Source organism: Terrisphaera buseokensis (genome assembly GCF_047521145.2).
In the GTDB taxonomy this organism is placed as follows: Bacteria; Verrucomicrobiota; Verrucomicrobiia; order Opitutales; family Opitutaceae; genus ER46.
Window position 1 is genome coordinate 2,596,946 of sequence record NZ_CM134186.1, and the last position, 16,025, is coordinate 2,612,970.

The 16,025-nt window shown below is 65.4% G+C and carries 7 protein-coding genes; 3 read left to right on the forward strand and 4 right to left on the reverse strand.

The annotated features are described in order from the left end of the window. Window positions 1-7: 7 nt before the first annotated feature. The 3 genes from ACLJEU_RS09490 to ACLJEU_RS09500 all read right to left on the reverse strand — a co-directional run bounded on the left by ACLJEU_RS09490 (window position 8) and on the right by ACLJEU_RS09500 (window position 5,517). Window positions 8-2,803, reverse strand: coding sequence for a M14 metallopeptidase family protein (locus tag ACLJEU_RS09490; RefSeq protein ID WP_414662370.1), 2,796 nt, complete (start codon window positions 2,801-2,803; stop codon window positions 8-10). 176 nt (window positions 2,804-2,979) lie between these two features. Continuing rightward, entirely contained in the window at window positions 2,980-4,008 is a 1,029-nt protein-coding gene (locus ACLJEU_RS09495; RefSeq protein ID WP_414662371.1) for an NAD(P)H-dependent amine dehydrogenase family protein, read from the reverse strand. Window positions 4,009-4,140: 132 nt separating this feature from the next. Then, complete coding sequence (locus ACLJEU_RS09500; RefSeq protein WP_414662372.1) at window positions 4,141-5,517, reverse strand: sigma-54-dependent transcriptional regulator; 1,377 nt, start codon at window positions 5,515-5,517, stop codon at window positions 4,141-4,143. Between the two features lie 260 nt (window positions 5,518-5,777). On the opposite strand from ACLJEU_RS09500, the gene ACLJEU_RS09505 reads away from it, so the two are divergent. Both ACLJEU_RS09505 and ACLJEU_RS09510 read left to right on the forward strand, forming a co-directional pair. After that, window positions 5,778-9,089: a TonB-dependent receptor domain-containing protein gene (locus ACLJEU_RS09505; protein WP_414662373.1), complete on the forward strand. Its 3,312-nt coding sequence runs from the start codon at window positions 5,778-5,780 to the stop codon at window positions 9,087-9,089. Window positions 9,090-9,304: 215 nt separating this feature from the next. Beyond that, window positions 9,305-11,008, forward strand: a complete 1,704-nt coding sequence (locus ACLJEU_RS09510) for a gamma-glutamyltransferase family protein (protein WP_414662374.1) — start codon at window positions 9,305-9,307, stop codon at window positions 11,006-11,008. 231 nt (window positions 11,009-11,239) lie between these two features. Here ACLJEU_RS09510 and ACLJEU_RS09515 read toward each other — a convergent pair whose 3' ends face one another. Beyond that, a complete protein-coding gene (locus ACLJEU_RS09515) occupies window positions 11,240-12,721 on the reverse strand; it encodes a sigma-54-dependent transcriptional regulator (protein WP_414662375.1) in 1,482 nt (493 codons plus the stop codon). A gap of 181 nt (window positions 12,722-12,902) precedes the next feature. Here ACLJEU_RS09515 and ACLJEU_RS09520 point away from each other — a divergent pair, with 181 nt between their 5' ends. Next, a complete protein-coding gene (locus ACLJEU_RS09520; RefSeq protein WP_414662376.1) occupies window positions 12,903-15,998 on the forward strand; it encodes a TonB-dependent receptor domain-containing protein in 3,096 nt (1,031 codons plus the stop codon). The last annotated feature ends 27 nt before the right edge of the window (window positions 15,999-16,025 follow it).

The window sequence follows — 16,025 nt, forward strand, 5'->3', positions numbered from 1 at the left end:
CCGGAACCTACGGCGAATCCGTTTTCGCGGTCGCCAGGAAGAGGGCGTTGAAAAGGAATTTGAAGGTGCCGTGAGTTTGGCCGCGGAAAGCCACCTCGCTCCCCATGAGGTGGAGTTTTCCGGCTCCGACGTTCGCGGTGGCGATTGCCACACGGTCCTTCAGATACGACTGGCCGAGCGCCCAGCCGCTGCGCAGGGGCGTCGCCGAGTCGTACCAGACCACGGGCGTCAGGCCCGCGTCCGTCGAATTCGCGGGAAGTGTAAACGCGGCGCTGCGTTCGAAGTAGAAATCCGCCTTCGCCGGCATGCCCCACGCGAGCGGCTGGGCGGTGTCTACCTTCCCTTCCAGAATGCTGCCGGGAATGTAGAATTTTTCATCAGGCAGCGTCCGCAGTCGGCCCTCCGGGCTCCGTTCGGTCAGGGCACTTTGCACCGGCAGTCCCAGGTGATACGCGAGCTGCGTTGATGAACCAATCGTAACCACGGTGCCGCCGGCTTGGAGAAACTCCTTCAACGCCGGCACGGACTTGTCCGGCGTGATTCGTCCCATCCAGCCTTCGAATTCCGGCGGTAGATTGCGCGGTCGATTTTCCGGCGGTGGACGCACGCCTGGCGCGGGAATCGCACCCGAAACGAAGATGATGGCATCGTACTTCTCCCGCAGCCGGCCGGCGTCTATCTGGTTTGGATACACGACGTCGAAGGGGAACTCGAATTGTTCAAGCAGCCAGCGGGTCCAGCCTGATGGCATCGATCCGCCGAAGCGGTCCCACAGGGCGATGCGCATGGGCTGCAACCTGATCAAGCCGGTGGCCGCGGGCGCTTCGACGAGCGGGTGAAAGTCCAACCCCAGCTGGGTCGCGGCGGTTTCGAGGATCGCCCGCACACCCGGACGAAGCGGAACGTACAGCGCCCCGGGCCCGAGGTGCGCCAGGGCGGGCGGCGGCGACGGCAGCCAGTACGCCTCGGCCCCGGCTTTCAGGAGGCGATTCGTGAGGACCGCGGTGTGATTCACCTGATGGCTGACGAGGAAGCCGACCGGCGTGTTCGGCGTGCGCTCAATCCGGCCGGGCGGCGGCGGCTGCTGCTTGCCGTACGGGAGCCGCTCGAACGGTCCGTCGAAGGCTTCCAGCACGCGGTCGAATTTCACGCCCATCTGAAAGGCGAGCGTCCATCCGGCCACGTCGTAGGGCCGGTTCGGCGGTCCGCCTTCGTACCGAAAGTCGTTCGGGTGATCCTGCGGTTCGAACATGTCGAGCACGTGCGGACGAAACGCCTGCGCGGTTTTCACCACGTACGAGCCGGCGGGGTATTTCTTTCCCGCCACCGAAAATTCCGCCGTGGCGCGATGCACCGCGATGCCGGCCTTGGTCAGCGTGTTGATGAAGGTCACGGCCGTGGGAAAATCCGGCTGATCCGCCGGCACGATGTAACCGCGCGGGTCGCGCCATTCGGGTTTCCGCAGAAGGTCCCAGTATTTGAGCGCGAGACGACGGGTGGTGCCGGCCCGCGGTGAAGGTTCGGCGGCGTCCGGCGTGCTGTCGTCAGTGTCCGCGCCAGCGCGATCATTGGCCGCGAGTCGGACAATCTCGTCGATCCGGCTCGGCTGCGGCGTCCAGTGATCGCGGTTGCCGCGCTCGATCGCGTTTCGACCCATGCGGTATATGTTATAGAGCAACTCCTCGCGCTGGCGCCGGGCGTAGTCGAGCACCGCCCGGTTGGCGCTGAGCGAGTAATCGATCGACTGGCGGAAATGCCACAGCTGGGGCGGCACCGGGGCAGGCAGATCGTTCGTCGGCAGTTGGCGCCGCGCGACCAGCGGAATGCGCATGGGGGTTGGATTGCCGATAATCTCGGTCAGCAAGCCGATCATGTTGTGAAAATAACTCGTGGTGCGGAGGCTGCCGTTGAACCAGGTCGAATAGTTGGCGCCGCTGCGCGAAGTCGACCCCGGTTTGTCCTCCTGCAGCAGTCGGCCCTGAATCGCCGTTCCGAGTGCCTGCACGCCGTTCACGACCAGCGGGTCGTAGACAAAGTTGAAGGGGTCGCGGAACGGTGGGACGAAGATCACAGTGCCGATCGGACCTGACTGGTGGTGATTGTAGACGATCTGGGGAAACCACTCGAGGTAGAGCTGCCGGTTGATGTTGGTGGTCTCCTTCATCGCCGACATGTAGAAGTCGCGATTGTTGTCGTGACCAATGTACTTATGGTAAAGGCGCGGCGTCGCAGTCAGCACGCGCTTGGTCGGGTCCGGCTCGCGCATGTACCAGCTGCTCACGAGTTCCTGGCCGTCGGGATTGGCGTGCGCGCACAGCACGATCACGTCCTTCAGGATCCGCGTGATTTCGGCATCGGTGGCGCTGGCGAGCAGCCAGACGGTCTCAATCAATTGATGCGCGCCCACCGTTTCGCTCGCGTGGAGACCGCCGTCGATCCAGACGATGGCCTTGCCCTCGTCCGCCAGCGCTCGCGCCGCGGTCTCGCTCACGCCTTCGGCTCGCGCCAGGGTGCGCGAAATCTCCTGGTAGCGCGCAAGCGACTTCAGGTTTTCCGGGGCCGTCACAATCACCATCCATTGCGTCCGGCCTTCCTCGGTTTTCCCCATGTCCACCAGCCGCACGCGATCCGACTCGACGGCGAGTTTCTTGAAATACGCCTCGGTCTGCGTGTACGTCGCGAGGTGAAAATCGTCGCCGATCGCAAAGCCAAAGTGCTCCTGCGGTGACGTAATCTTCGCCGCCGCCGGAGTGCTGAAAAAGGCGAGAAGAACGCAGAGGCAAAAGAGGAGCCGAAAATGCATGACGAGGCGCGAATCTGGGCGCGCAAACCCGGTGCCCGCAATCATGAAGCTGCGGTTCGCGGCCACAGATCACACTGAACACCAGCTGCAGCGGCCTGGCGTTGCGGTGACACGGGGAGGAAGTGCCGATTCCGGCGCACTCCGTCACGCACGATGAGACTCCTCCCGCCCCTGCGTTATGCTCCCGCGGCCGCAGCAGACTGCGGATTCTGCCACGCGGGTACGGCGAGTTCCGTCATCAAACGGACGCCCGGAGCCGCTGCGAGCAACCGCGGCACGATGTTGATCAACGCCGCCACCGTGGCGTCGTCACCAGCCACGCCACCGTTGAGTACGAGATTCAGATCGGGGCGGCCCTTGATCACGATGGCGTCGTGCGGCAGCGAAGCGTCGAGGTACATCTGCAGGTCGAGCTTGATGCGGGTCTCGCCGCCGGAAAGACCAACGCACTTCTGGTGGATGCCGAGGCTCTGCCCCGGAGCGACGTCGAAGAATTTCGTGATCACGCGACTGGTGGCCACGACCGGCTCGCAGGATTCACGCACTTCATCGAGGCGCCAACCCATGGCATGCGCGAGGAGCGCGACCGATTGCTGGAAGCCCGCGTGCCCGGCTTTGCCGGCGGCGAACTTCGCGCGAAAGTCCTCGGGGTTCTGTCCGCTGCCGATCTTCGCCTGCAACGGCTGGCGGCGGGTCGACGCGTTGACGACGCGTTCCACATAGATCGACTTCACCTCGCGGCTCACGCCCGTGAGGCAGATCGGCAGGATGTCCATGACGAAACCGGGATTCACGCCCGTGCCGGCAATGCGCGCGCCGCTGCGGCGACAAAGGGCATCGTACTCCCGCGCGAGATCCGGTGTCTTCAATGCCGGGAAGATCAACTCCTCACAGGTCGACGCGACGCTGATGCCGCGATCGAGCGCCGGTTTCATTTGGGCAAAGGACGTCGCGGCACTGGAGCCCGCCGTGTGCAGCACGACATCCGGGGCGCCGACTGCGGCAAACAATTCCTCGAGAGAGGAAAACACCTTGGCGCCGTTGAGCGCCGTCACGCCGGTGAGTTCGCCGAGCGAACGTCCGACCTTTGCGGGATCGATGTCCACGCCGCCGGTGACCGCGAGCCACGACTGTTCCGCGGCGAGCTTGAGCGATTCGATGCCGATCGGTCCGAGACCGAATTGGATGACTTTGATTTTCTTCATGCGTGCTGGATTCGACTGAGCCTTTGCACGTGTAATGCCAAACGCGCAAGCCGGGTTCGGTGCGTGCAGTGGGGCAGGGTTTCTGGGACCGCGACCGCCCTCGGTCGCCTCCCGGCGTCGCCGCGTAGCGACTCAACGAAACTCCGCCGGATCGATGCGCTGCCGCCGCACAAGTCGGAAGAAATGGGATCGATCGAGCCCGGCGCGCCGCGCGGCCTCCGCCATGTTGCCGCGGGCCTGCTTAAGCGATTCACGTACAAACGCGCGTTCAAACGCCGCCCGCGCCGTGGCGTAATCGCCACGCAGGAGAGACTCGTGGCTGGACGCCGCCGGCGTCCCGCTGGTTCGGCGGATCTTTTCCGGCAAGTCGGATGCCTCGATTACCGGCCTATCGTGGAGCACGGCAAAACGTTCCACGAGGTGCTCTAGCTCGCGCACGTTGCCCGGCCAGCCGTACTGCTGTAGTTGCTGCAAGGCCTCGGCGCTGAAACGGCGCAGCGGACCGCGCGGGCCGCGAAAGCGGCGGAGAAAGTGTTCCGCCAATATCGGCACATCGCCCGACCGACGCCGCAGCGGTGGCAGGGTGAGCGTGATCACGTGCAGGCGATAGAACAGATCCGCCCTGAAACGTCCCGCCTCCACCTCGGTGGGAAGATCGCGATTGGTCGCGGCGAGCACGCGGGCGCGCGACTGCAGTGTGGCGCTGCCGCCGACCCGGTTGAACTTTCCGTCCTGCAGCACCCGCAGCAGCTTGGATTGCACGGCGAAACTCATCTCGCCGATCTCGTCCAAAAAAAGCGTGCCAGCCCCCGCTTCCTCGAAGCGTCCGGTGCGCCGCTCCGTTGCCCCGGTGAAGGCACCGCGCTCGTGGCCGAAGAGTTCGCTCTCGAGCAGATTCTCCGGGATGGCTGCGCAGTTGACCTCGACGAACGGCGCGGCGCGGCGGCCGCTGCTCTCGTGGATGGCCTGCGCAATGAGCTGCTTGCCGGTTCCCGTTTCGCCCAGGATCAGCACGCGGCTGTCGCTGCGCGCAACCGCGCCCACCATGTCGAAAATCGCCTTCATCGCCGGGTCCTCGGACAACATCGCCGTGCCCGGTGTCGCGGCGCGGGAAGCCGGACGTTCCTGCGCCGCGAAGATCTTCGCGAGCCGCGCCCGCAGCTCGTCCGGCGCCACCGGCTTTTCGAGATAGTCGGAGACGCCCAGCCGGGTCGCCTCGATCGCGGTCTGCTCGTTGCCATAGCCGGTGATCATGACGATCGGCAGGGAACTGCCCTGGCCGCGCACCCGGCGGATGACGTCCAGTCCGCCGAGCTCCTTCATCACCAGCGTCGTGATCAGCAGATCCGGCTCATCGGCCCTGAGCCGGCGCAGCGCGCGCAGGGGACTCGTGCAAACGGTCACCTGCCGGCAGTGATGTTTCAGGAAGCCCCGCATCTCCTGGCAATTGGCCGGAATGTCGTCGACGAAAAGAATGTGCTTGTCCGCAAGCGGGGAGGGCGGGGTCATGACTGGGACGAAATGACAACCGGAGTTGCCGGGATGACAACGACCGATTGGCGCCGCTGCGGGGCAGCCGGATGGTCCGGCCTCGTCCGTGGACGAAACGGCCACGCGCGTTGTGGAGCGGTCCACCGCCCGGGGCCTCGCTGCAGCGCCCCGACGGGCGCTCCGCAGCGGCGTTTCGTCGCAGACCGCTTGACGCGGCGCGAGAATCGCCCCGTCCTTTTTGGTCCAGTTGCACTGTGCGTCCTGACCTCTCTACCACGATGAAATCGTCCCACCACGCCACGCTGGCGGTGTTGTCCAGCATCTCGGCGCTTACGGTTGCGCTTTCCGCCCAGACGGTGGCTGCGCCCCCGCGATCCGCCGCTCCTGCGTCTGCCGGCGAAGCCCGCATGATGGAGGCCTTCACCGTCACCGGCTCAAACATCCGCCGGCTCGATGAGGAGCGAACGCTTCCCGTGACGACGATCAACCTGGAGGATCTGGATCTCCGCGCTGCGACGACGCCGGCTGAGCTGTTCGACACGCTCTCGATTGGCGGTCCGATCACCCTCGACGAGGGCAACACCCTCGGGGCCGATGCGCGCGGCGACAACAACGCGATCAACCTGCGCGGTATCGGATCTGGCAATACGCTCGTGCTCCTGAACGGCCGGCGCCTGCCGCCGCATCCGATCAGCCAGGCAGAAAGCGGCGTCCCGTCGCTGTCGGTCAACGTCAACCAGCTCCCTGCGGCCGCGCTGGCCCGCGTCGAGATCCTGCGCGACGGCGCGTCCGCGATCTATGGCACCGACGCCGCCGCGGGCGTCGTGAATTCGATCACGCGCAGCAACTACGACGGGCTTTCCTTCCGGGCGCGGGGCAGCGTGACCCAGCACGGCGGCGGCAATGACTGGAATGTGGAAGTCACCGACGGCCGCAGTTTCAACGGCGGGAAGAGCAACCTGCTCGTCACGCTCGACTATTATCACCGTGATTTTCTCTGGCTCAACCAGCGGAAGTTTTCGCGCGATCAGGACATTCGCGTCACGCGCAACGTCCCTGCGCCGTGGAACGGCCTGCCGATCACCGACACGACTGGCGCGATCATTCGCGACAACGATTTCGACAATCGTCTCAGCACCGACTCGAGCTATTACGGCGGTTTTGTGCGCGGCACGTACGATGCAAGCGGCACCTTCACGGGGGCGCGCCCGACGGGGAACCGTGGCATCATCACGACCTCCGGCAGCACGGCCGCCACGATGGGCACGGCGGGCGTGTTTTATCTGATTCCGCTCGCCGACGGGAACGTCGGGTTCCGGCAGACGCTGCCGTCGCACAACATCGATGACTTCACCGTCAACTGGTTTCAGAATCCGAACGAGCACAAGCCGATCCTCCCGAAGACTGACCGGATGAATGTCACGGCGGTATTGCGCCATCAGTTGAATGATCGGCTCGAGTTCTTCGGCGAGGTGCTCGGCTACAAGTCCAAGTCGATCACGGGGCGGCTGCCGAGCGGCTTCGATGTTGCGACGGATCACGGCATCTACGTCAGTGCCGACAATCCCTTCAATCCCTTCGGCAGCCGCTTTTACGAAGCGAACGGCTTGGCCAATGCCGACGGTACGCCGCGGCTCGCGGGTGCCCCGGCGGCTGTGCAGTTTCTTTCGGGCGTCGGTGTCATCCCCCGGGATTTCCAGCCGCGGCGGATTCACGTCGACTCCGAGGCGTTCCGTCTCGTTGGCGGACTGCGCGGCAAGTTTGCCCGCGGCTGGGAGTGGGAGTCGGGCCTGCTGTTTGGCCGCAACACGACCCACGACGAGGAGCACTTCGCGGTGCGCGAGAGCCGGCTGCGCGCGGCGCTCACGAGTTCCGACCCAGCGAAGGCGTTCAATCCCTTCAATTACACCTTCAAGCTCGTGCCGCAGCCCGCGAGTTCGACGACGCCTTATCTCCTCCAGATCGACAAACCGTACAGTAATCCGGCCGCGCTCACCAATTCGCTCTACGAGAATTTTGTCCGCGAAGGTCGCACGCAACTCGTGAGCTGGGACTTCAAGGTCAACGGCTCCGTCTTCGAACGCTTCTGGGGCGGACCCATCGGCGTGGCGTTCGGCGGCGAGTGGCGTTGGGAGGACTACAAGGATTGGCGCCCCGCGTATGCCGGACTGAATCCGCCCGGCGCGCCCTTCAACGGCAACCCCAACGATCCCACCAATCTGTTCTTCGGGCCGATGGAGAATGACTTCATCGCACTCAGTCCGAACGTGAATCTCTACGCGTCACGGACCATCGCGTCCGCGTTTGGCGAAGTGCTGCTGCCGCTCGTTGGAAAGTCGAACCGGCAGGCGTTCGCCCGTTCGCTCGAACTCTCGATCGCCGGTCGGGCCGAGCGGTTTTCCGACTTCGGTCACACGGCGAAGCCGAAGTTCGGTCTGAACTACCGCCCTAACTCCTGGCTGATGCTGCGCAGCACGGTGGCCGCTTCGTTCCGCGCGCCGAATCTGGTGCAGACGAACACGACGCCGCTGCAGCGCTCCGGCACCACCTATAACGATCCGTATCGCTTCGAGGTCACCGGCCTCAACGTCGACTCCAACGCGGTGCCCGTTATTTTCCGTCAGGGCAGCGCGAGCCTCAAACCCGAGAGTTCCCGCTCGTTGACCGCGGGACTCGCGGCCTCCGCGCCGTTTTATCGCGACCTCACCCTCACCGTCGATTACTGGCGGATCCGCCAGCGCGACGTCATCGATGACGTCACTGGCACCGCCCAGCTCATTCGCGACGAGGAACTCCTCGACGGTGCCGTGCAGAAGGCCGTCGCGGCCGGCACCGCGGTCAGCCAGGTCAATCTCGGCAGCGGCACCAGCACCTACGCGGGCAACCCGAAGGTCGTGCGCAACGCCGTCACGCCGGCGGATCAGGCGGCTTACAGCGCCTACAATGCCACGCGCCCCGCCACGCAGCAGCGCGCCCCCGTGGGCAGCGTGCGCTCGGTCGTCACGGATTACGTGAACCTCGCGGGACGCGAGACGCAGGGCCTGGATTTCGGCTTTGAGCTGCGGCTGCCGAAGCTCCGGCTCGGCCAGGGCACGGTGCGCGGCGATGCGTCGTATTTGCTGCAGGCGGACACCGAGGATGAACCCGGCGCGGCCAAGGTGAACAACATCAATCGCGACGGTCGCACGCGGTTCCGCGGCAATATCGGCGGCACCTGGCGCGTGGCGCGTTGGACGGCCGGCTGGTTCACGACCTACTATGGTCCGTACGTCGACACCGGCACCGCCACGACCAAGGAAATCTATGACGTCCTGGGTAAACCCGAATACATCTCCGTGTACGTGGATTCCGGCGGCGTCACGCGCTATCGCTACCTCGTGTCGTCGTACGTGACGCACAACGCCTACCTCAACTACGCGTTCCCGCGCCGCCAGAGCCCGCTGCTGAGCAATCTTACGCTCCGCGTCGGGGTGAATAACGTCTTCGACGCCGAGCCGCCGCTCGCGGACGAGGATTCGGGTTATCGTCGCGGCGCCGGCACCAACGCCCGCGGCCGTTCCTTCTACGGTCAGGTTTCGAAACGATTCTAAGTTCCTCCCTGATACCAATCGCTCCTTGCTTTTGGACTTCTGGATCGCTCGTAGCCACAGCTAAAGTCCAAAGGCAAAGAGCGATTGGTATGATGCGAGCCGGTCCTGCGGCGGCGGCTCGCGTCAAGTGTCGGTTGCGCCGCCCGCCGGATCGTCAACGTTCGGTCACCACCTTCCTGCTCGCGCTCGCGCGAGTGGGTGACTCTTTTTCTCTCATGCCACGCTGCGCCACCCTGGTTGTTGCCTTTGTTTCCCTTGTCGCCGCGACGTTCGCGACGCCCGTCGTCGTCACGCCGGTCACGGCGCGCCACGGCATGGTGGTCGCCGCCCACCCGCAGGCGGTGGAGGCGGGCGTGAGCGTGTTGCGGGCGGGCGGCAACGCCATCGATGCTGCGGTCGCCACCTCGCTCGCGGTCGGAGTCGCCGAGCCCTACGGGTCGGGGCTCGGCGGCAAGCTGATGCTGCTCTACTACGAGGCGAAGTCCGGCCGGACGTTTGCGGTCGATGCGATGGATGCCGCGGGTTCGCTCGACGTCGCCGCCACGCTCAAGCGCCCGGCCGAGGATCGGAGTTATGGATACGGTGCAGTGTGCGTGCCCGGACTCGGTGCGGGACTGTGGGCGGCACATCAGAAGTGGGGCGCGAAGCCGTGGGCCGAGACGGTCGAGCCGGCGATCGCCCTCGCGCGCGCGGGGTTTCTCGTGCTGGAGAAAAGCCGCGACCAGTTTGCCGAGCAGGAGAAGAAACTGCGCGCCGGCGACGCCGAGATCGCCCGGCTGTATCTGCCCGACGGGCGGCTGCCCGCGGTCGGCAGCCGGCTGCGCAACGAGGATCTCGCGCGCACGATGGAGACCCTGGCGCGTGAAGGGCGTGACGGTTTTTATCGCGGCGCCGTCGCGGCGGCGATCGTGGCGGCGTCGGTCAAGGGCGGCGGCCATCTGACCTCACGTGATTTGTCGGAATACGAGGCGCGTATCACGGAACCGGTGACGATGGATTTTCGCGGCTATGTCATTCAGGGCGGTCCGCCACCGACGAGCGGTGCGGCGTTGTACATGCCAATCCTCAAGGTGCTGGAAAATGATCCGCTTGCCGGCGGGCCGCTGCGGACCGCGGGCAACCTCGACCGGATCGGCCGGGTGTGGCGGGAGGTCCTGCCGACCATCTCCCGCACGATCGGAGATGTGCCGGAGTCGCGCTTTTTGCTCGAGAAGACGCTCGCGCCGGACTCGATCGCGGCGATTCGCGAGCGGGCGTTCAGGCCGCCGGGCGCGAAGAAGAAGGTCGCCGCGCTCCTGTCGCCCGGTGAGGAGTCGCCGTTTTACGAGAGTGAGATGGCGGCGACGACGCACTTCATCGTGGTCGATCGCGACGGGAATATCGTGTGCGCCACGCAGTCGCAAAGTCTGCATTTCGGGGCGGGGGTGGTGCCGCCCGGCACGGGCGTCGTGCTGAACAATTCGATGAGCAACTTCGCCGTGACGGGGCCCGACAGCCCGAACTATCTCGCGCCGGGCCGGCGATCGCGCAGCACGATCGGGCCGACGATCGTTTTCCGCGGCGGCAAACCGGTCTTCGCGATCGGCATTCCTGGGTCGTCGCGGATCCCGACGGCGTTGCTGCAGGCGCTCTTCGATCGGCTGGTGTTGAACCGGCCGCTGGCGGAGGCGATCGGTGACACGCGTTTCCATTTTCAATCGAGCTTCAAGCCGGAGGAGGGCGAAACGTTCGAGGCCGAACAGTCTTTTCCGGCGGCGGAAGCGGCGGCGCTTCGGGCGCTCGGCTGGAAAGTGGTGTTGCGGGAGGCAGCGGGCACCGGCCGTTATTTTGGCGGCATCAACGCCGTCGAGTTCAACGCCGATGGCTCGCTCACCGGTTATGCGGACCCGCGGCGGACCAATGTCGCCGCCGGTTACTGACGTTCGCCGGTCTCAGAGGGACTCAGGCAGTTGAAGGTTGAAAGGTGAATGTTGAAAGAACCGGAATCAGGCCGGTCGATTGAGCTCGAATTCAGTCACGCACGGAGCGGTGGGAACCTGCCTGCACGCTAACGCCGTTGGCTGCTGCTGGAAACGATGTCCTGAATGCACCCTGGTTGATCGGGCGCTTTCAACCTTCAACTTTCCCCTTTCAACTGAACAGTTCCGCTCTCAGCGCGTCGCGCTTTTCATCAGCTTGCTGATCGCTTGCGGCGTAACGCCGAGGAGCCGCGCGGCCTGGCTTTGATTGCCGCGGGTCTTGCGCAGCACGCTGCGGACGAGCTCGTGTTTGATCGTGCGCAGGTAGTCCTCGATCGAGAAGCCTTCGCGGATGCGCGGCACGGCGTGGGCGAAGACGTTCGCCATGTTGACCGAGAGATCGAGGTCGATGTGCTCGGGCTGGATCGTGGGCTGTTCGGCGTTGACCACGGCCTGTTCCACGACGCGGCGCAGTTCGCTGATGTTGCTGGGCCACGAGTGGCTTTCGAGCTTCGCCAGCGCCGCCGGAGAAAAGCGTTTTGGGCGTGGCAGGGTGCGATTCAAGCGCTCGAGCTCCTCTCGCGCGAGAAGCGTGATGTCGCCGCTCCGCTCGCGCAGGGGAGGCAGCCGGACCATGCTGGCCTGCATGCGCCGCCACACCTCGGCGGGAAACCGACCGTGCCGCACCTCTGCCTCGAGATCACGATCCGTGGTGCCGATCAGCCGGACGTTGGCCTTGATCGGGACCGACGTCCTCGTCCCGTAGTAGCAGCCTTGGTCGGCCGACTTGAAAAGCAGGGCCAGCACTGCGGCGGGCACGTGCTGAATCTTGATCAATACGAGCGTGCCGCCGTCCGCCTGGCGAAGTTTTCCGGCCTGCTCGTCGCCATCGTCGCCGAAGAGGGCCGACTCGAACAGCGGCTCGGGCAGCGTGGCGCAGTTGACCACGACCATCGGTCCGCTCGCGCGTGCTCCGGCTTGATGTACGAGGGCCGCCAGATGTTGTTTCTGCGTGCCGGGTTCGCCGACGATCAACAACGGCGTCGCATGGCGGCTGAGCTGCACCGCCTGCTCGAGCGATCGCCGTACGAAGTAGTGCCGCGGAACGCTGGCGGCCGGACCCTGCAACTCAGCGTCGTCCCAGCGGTCGCGCCGCGCCGAGAGCAATGCGAGCGTTTCGGGCGTGATCGCCGCGAGCGGCTCGTTCCAGTCGAGGTCGCGCAGGACGTGGGGCCCGGCGAGACCGTTGTGCACGGTGCGCCGGAGATTCAGGAGTCGGGCCGAAAACTCGCCCGACGCGGTCAGCAGCACCCAGCAGGCGTGAATCTCGGGTGTGCCCGCGATCAGCGAAATCGAGTAGGCGTCGTCGGGCCGCGCCCGGCGAATCCGACTCAACACCGGCCGCAGCCGCGCCAGGATTTCGGCGTGCGACGTGGAGTCGGAGAGCGCGAGCTCATGGATCTCCAGGGTGAGCTTGGGCTGGAGTTCGCGCAGCACGGCCCGGGTGCGTTCCACCTGATCGCGGCGGTGCGGACGCGAGAACAGCACGACGCGGTCGAACTTCCGTCCGTCCAGAACGGTGAGCACCGGTCCCTTGAGCTGTCCGTCCTCGTGCTGGTCCGTGTGGTACGGATCGCGGTGACCGACAAACGTGAGCAGGGTCGTTCGCGCCATGGTGGTTTCAGCGTTACAACGCCCGTTGTAGGAATCAATCCAAGTTGTAGGGTTTGCCTTTGTGCCCCGGCACCGCGCGGCGTCGACTGGTCGGCGTCAACCCGGCGGCCACTTCGGCCGGGTTGCACGCGCCACCCGCCCGCTGACGTTGAGACACCGACCCCGCCACCACACCACCCACATGAAAGATCTCCGCTTGATCACCCTTCGTTCCGTTGTGCTGGTCGCGCTCGCGCTGCCGGCGACCAGCCTGCCCGGGCGTGCGCAGACGGCTGCGGCGGCTCCGGCCAAACCCACGGACGACGTCCTGCGGCTCGAGGCGTTTTCCGTGACCGGCTCGAACATCAAGCGGCTCGACCAGGAAAAAATCCTGCCGGTCACCGTCATCGACAAGGAGGCGATGCAACTGCGCGATGCGTCCACGCCCGTGCAGATGCTGACCGCGATGCCGCAGGTGGTGTCGGTACCCATCAATGAATCGAATGCCACCGGCGCGCTCGCGCGCGGCGATGTCGCGGCGATCAACATGCGCGGTCTCGGCTCCGGCAATACGCTGGTCCTCTTGAACGGCCGGCGCCTGGCGTCGCATCCGATCACCCAGAACGAGAACGGCGTGCTCGCGACCTCGGTCAACGTGAACCAGCTGCCGAATCGGGGCGTCGGTCGCATCGACATGCTGCGCGACGGCGCCTCGTCGATCTACGGCTCGGATGCGGTCGCGGGCGTCGTGAACACGGTCATGGATGCCGAGTTTCGCGGTGTGGAGATCAGCACGCGGTTTGCCGCTCCGGAGCATGGCGCGGGGCAGGAGGTGCGCGGGACGATCGTCTTCGGCACGGATTTCGCGAAGGGCCGCGGCCGGTTTCTTTCGGTGCTCGACGGGTTTCACCGTCACCAGGTTTATCTGAGTGACCGTTCGTTTTCGTCGGACGCGGACAAGACCTCGCGCGCGCCGGCGCCCTTCAATCTCACCACGGGCGCATTCTTCGATCGCAACGCCACCGGGCCGTTTCCGAGCTTCCGGGTCGGCACCGCGACGGCGACGCAGTACCTCGTGCCGCTGGCGTCGGGCCCGGTGGGCTTCACGACGACCGCGCCGGCCCGCACGGGCGTGACGGCGAACTACTATTACAACATCAACTCCGACCAGATGAGCCTGCCGCGCAGCACGCGGTACAACTGGTTTAACAAGGCGGAATTCGACGTGTCGGACCGCATCACGGCATTCGGTGAATTCTCGTATTACGATTCCCGCTCGTGGTTCAAACGGTCGCCGCTGCCATACAGCAGCGGTTCTGATCGCGCCCTCGTCGTGGCGATCGACAATCCGTACAATCCGTTTGGCTCGCGCTATTACAGCCCGACCGGAGCGGCGAATCCCGACGGCACCGCCCGCCTCACGGGCACGCCGCAGACGGTCACGATTCTGAGTAAGCGAATCATGGATATGGGGCAGGAGCGGGTCGACATCACGTCGGACGCGCTGCGCCTGCTCGGCGGTTTGCGCGGTCGCGTGGCGCGGACCTGGACCTGGGAGGCCGCCGCCTATTACACGCGGGCGCGGACTACGGACGAGGTGCAGAACGGACTGCGCGAAACGCGGCTGCTGGCGGCGGCGCAGCGCACGGACAGCTCGGCGTTCAATCCGTTTGGCTATACGTTTCGCGTCCAGGGTGGGGCGGTGGTCACGGACCAGCCGTACGTGAATCCGGCGAACGTGATGAATCCCATTTACGACAAGCTCCCGAACATCGGCGAAACGTCGATCGCGAGCGCGGACTTCCGCACGTCGGGGGAAGTGGTGCAGCTGTGGAGCGGCGCGCTGTCGCTCGCCGTGGGCGGCGAGTATCGCGAGGAGAAACTCTCCCACACCCGGCCGGTGTACGCGGGGCTCAATCCGGCGGACTCGGGCCTCGATGTGAACGACAACGATTTTATCCAGGCCTCGGCCGCGTCCAACATTGTCGGCAAGCGCACCGTGGGCAGCGGCTACGCCGAGGCGGTGTTGCCGCTGGTGTCGCCGCGCAACCAAATCCCGCTGCTCGACTCGTTCGAGGTTTCGGCGGCGGCGCGCTACGAGAACTATTCCGACTTCGGTAGCACGACGAAGCCCAAGTACGGCGCTAACTGGCGGCCGTTCAAATGGGCGATGGTGCGCGGTTCCTACAACGAAGGCTTCCGCGCTCCGAATCTCGCGGTTCTGAACCAGAAGGAACGTCGCATCGTGCAGGCCTATGCCGACACGTACCGTCAGCCGATCACCGCGCTGCCGACCGATGGCTCGACGAACCGCACGTACGTCAGTTCGGGCAACTTCGGCCTCACCGCGGAGAGCAGCAAGGGCAAGAGCTTCGGCATCGTCGTCGATGTGCCCAAGGTGAAAGGCCTCTCGTTCTCCGCCGATTTTTGGGAGATCAAGCAGACGAACGTCATCGAGGCCGACAGCACCGCCGACATTCTCGCGAGCGACAACGCGCTGCTGCTCGCGTACACGCAGCAGCAGATCGCCGCCGGACGGGCCGTGGGCAGCATCGACGTGGGCAGCGGCACGTCCGCGTACAAAGGCGATCCGCGGGCCATCCGTTCGAGCACGATTACGCCCGCCGAACTCGCGCTGTTCGCCGCCTACAACGGCGCGCGGCCGACTGCTCAGCAGATCGCACCCTTCGGTTCGCTCGTGTCGCAGCGTCGCGCGTTCAGCAACCGCTCGAACTCCACGATCTCGGGCGTGGATTTCGCGGTGAACTACCGGTTGCCGGCGCTCGCCGTCGGCCGCTTCTCCATTGCGACCGACTGGTCGTATATCGACCAATCCTATACGACGCTGCCCGGCGGCACGGTGACCGACTCGCGGGTGAATCAGGACGGCGCCGCGCGCTGGCGCAGCAACACCGGCATCACGTGGCGCAAGGACGCGTGGACCGCCGGCCTCAGCGGGTATTACATCGGCGCCTTCGCCGACACCGGCGCGACGACCGACGCCACGACCTTCAACGCGCTCGGCCGTCCGGCTTACATCACACAGGTGTTCGACCAGGGCCGGGTGAACTACTACTACCGCGTCGCCGATTCGCTCAGCTTCAACGCGTTTGTCTCGCACCGCATCGGCGGCTCGGCGCCGCGGGTGCTGCGCGGCACGACCGTGCGCGTGGGCGTCACCAATCTGACCGACGAAAAGCCGCCGTTGAGTTCCGACATCGTCGGTTACCAGGCGTCCGTCTACAGTTACCTTGCGCTCGGGCGCACGTGGGCGATCGAACTCACCCGGCGCTTTTGATTTTCATCTGCATCCGGCGCGTTTCCC

What these genes read in the sequence shown, in the direction of transcription:
- ACLJEU_RS09515 (WP_414662375.1), bottom strand. Translation starts at nt 12,721, where the DNA reads ATGGCGCGAACGACCCTGCTCACGTTTGTCGGTCACCGCGATCCGTAC.
- ACLJEU_RS09495 (WP_414662371.1), bottom strand. Translation starts at nt 4,008, where the DNA reads ATGAAGAAAATCAAAGTCATCCAATTCGGTCTCGGACCGATCGGCATC.
- ACLJEU_RS09490 (WP_414662370.1), bottom strand. Translation starts at nt 2,803, where the DNA reads ATGCATTTTCGGCTCCTCTTTTGCCTCTGCGTTCTTCTCGCCTTTTTC.
- ACLJEU_RS09505 (WP_414662373.1), top strand. Translation starts at nt 5,778, where the DNA reads ATGAAATCGTCCCACCACGCCACGCTGGCGGTGTTGTCCAGCATCTCG.
- ACLJEU_RS09520 (WP_414662376.1), top strand. Translation starts at nt 12,903, where the DNA reads ATGAAAGATCTCCGCTTGATCACCCTTCGTTCCGTTGTGCTGGTCGCG.
- ACLJEU_RS09510 (WP_414662374.1), top strand. Translation starts at nt 9,305, where the DNA reads ATGCCACGCTGCGCCACCCTGGTTGTTGCCTTTGTTTCCCTTGTCGCC.
- ACLJEU_RS09500 (WP_414662372.1), bottom strand. Translation starts at nt 5,517, where the DNA reads ATGACCCCGCCCTCCCCGCTTGCGGACAAGCACATTCTTTTCGTCGAC.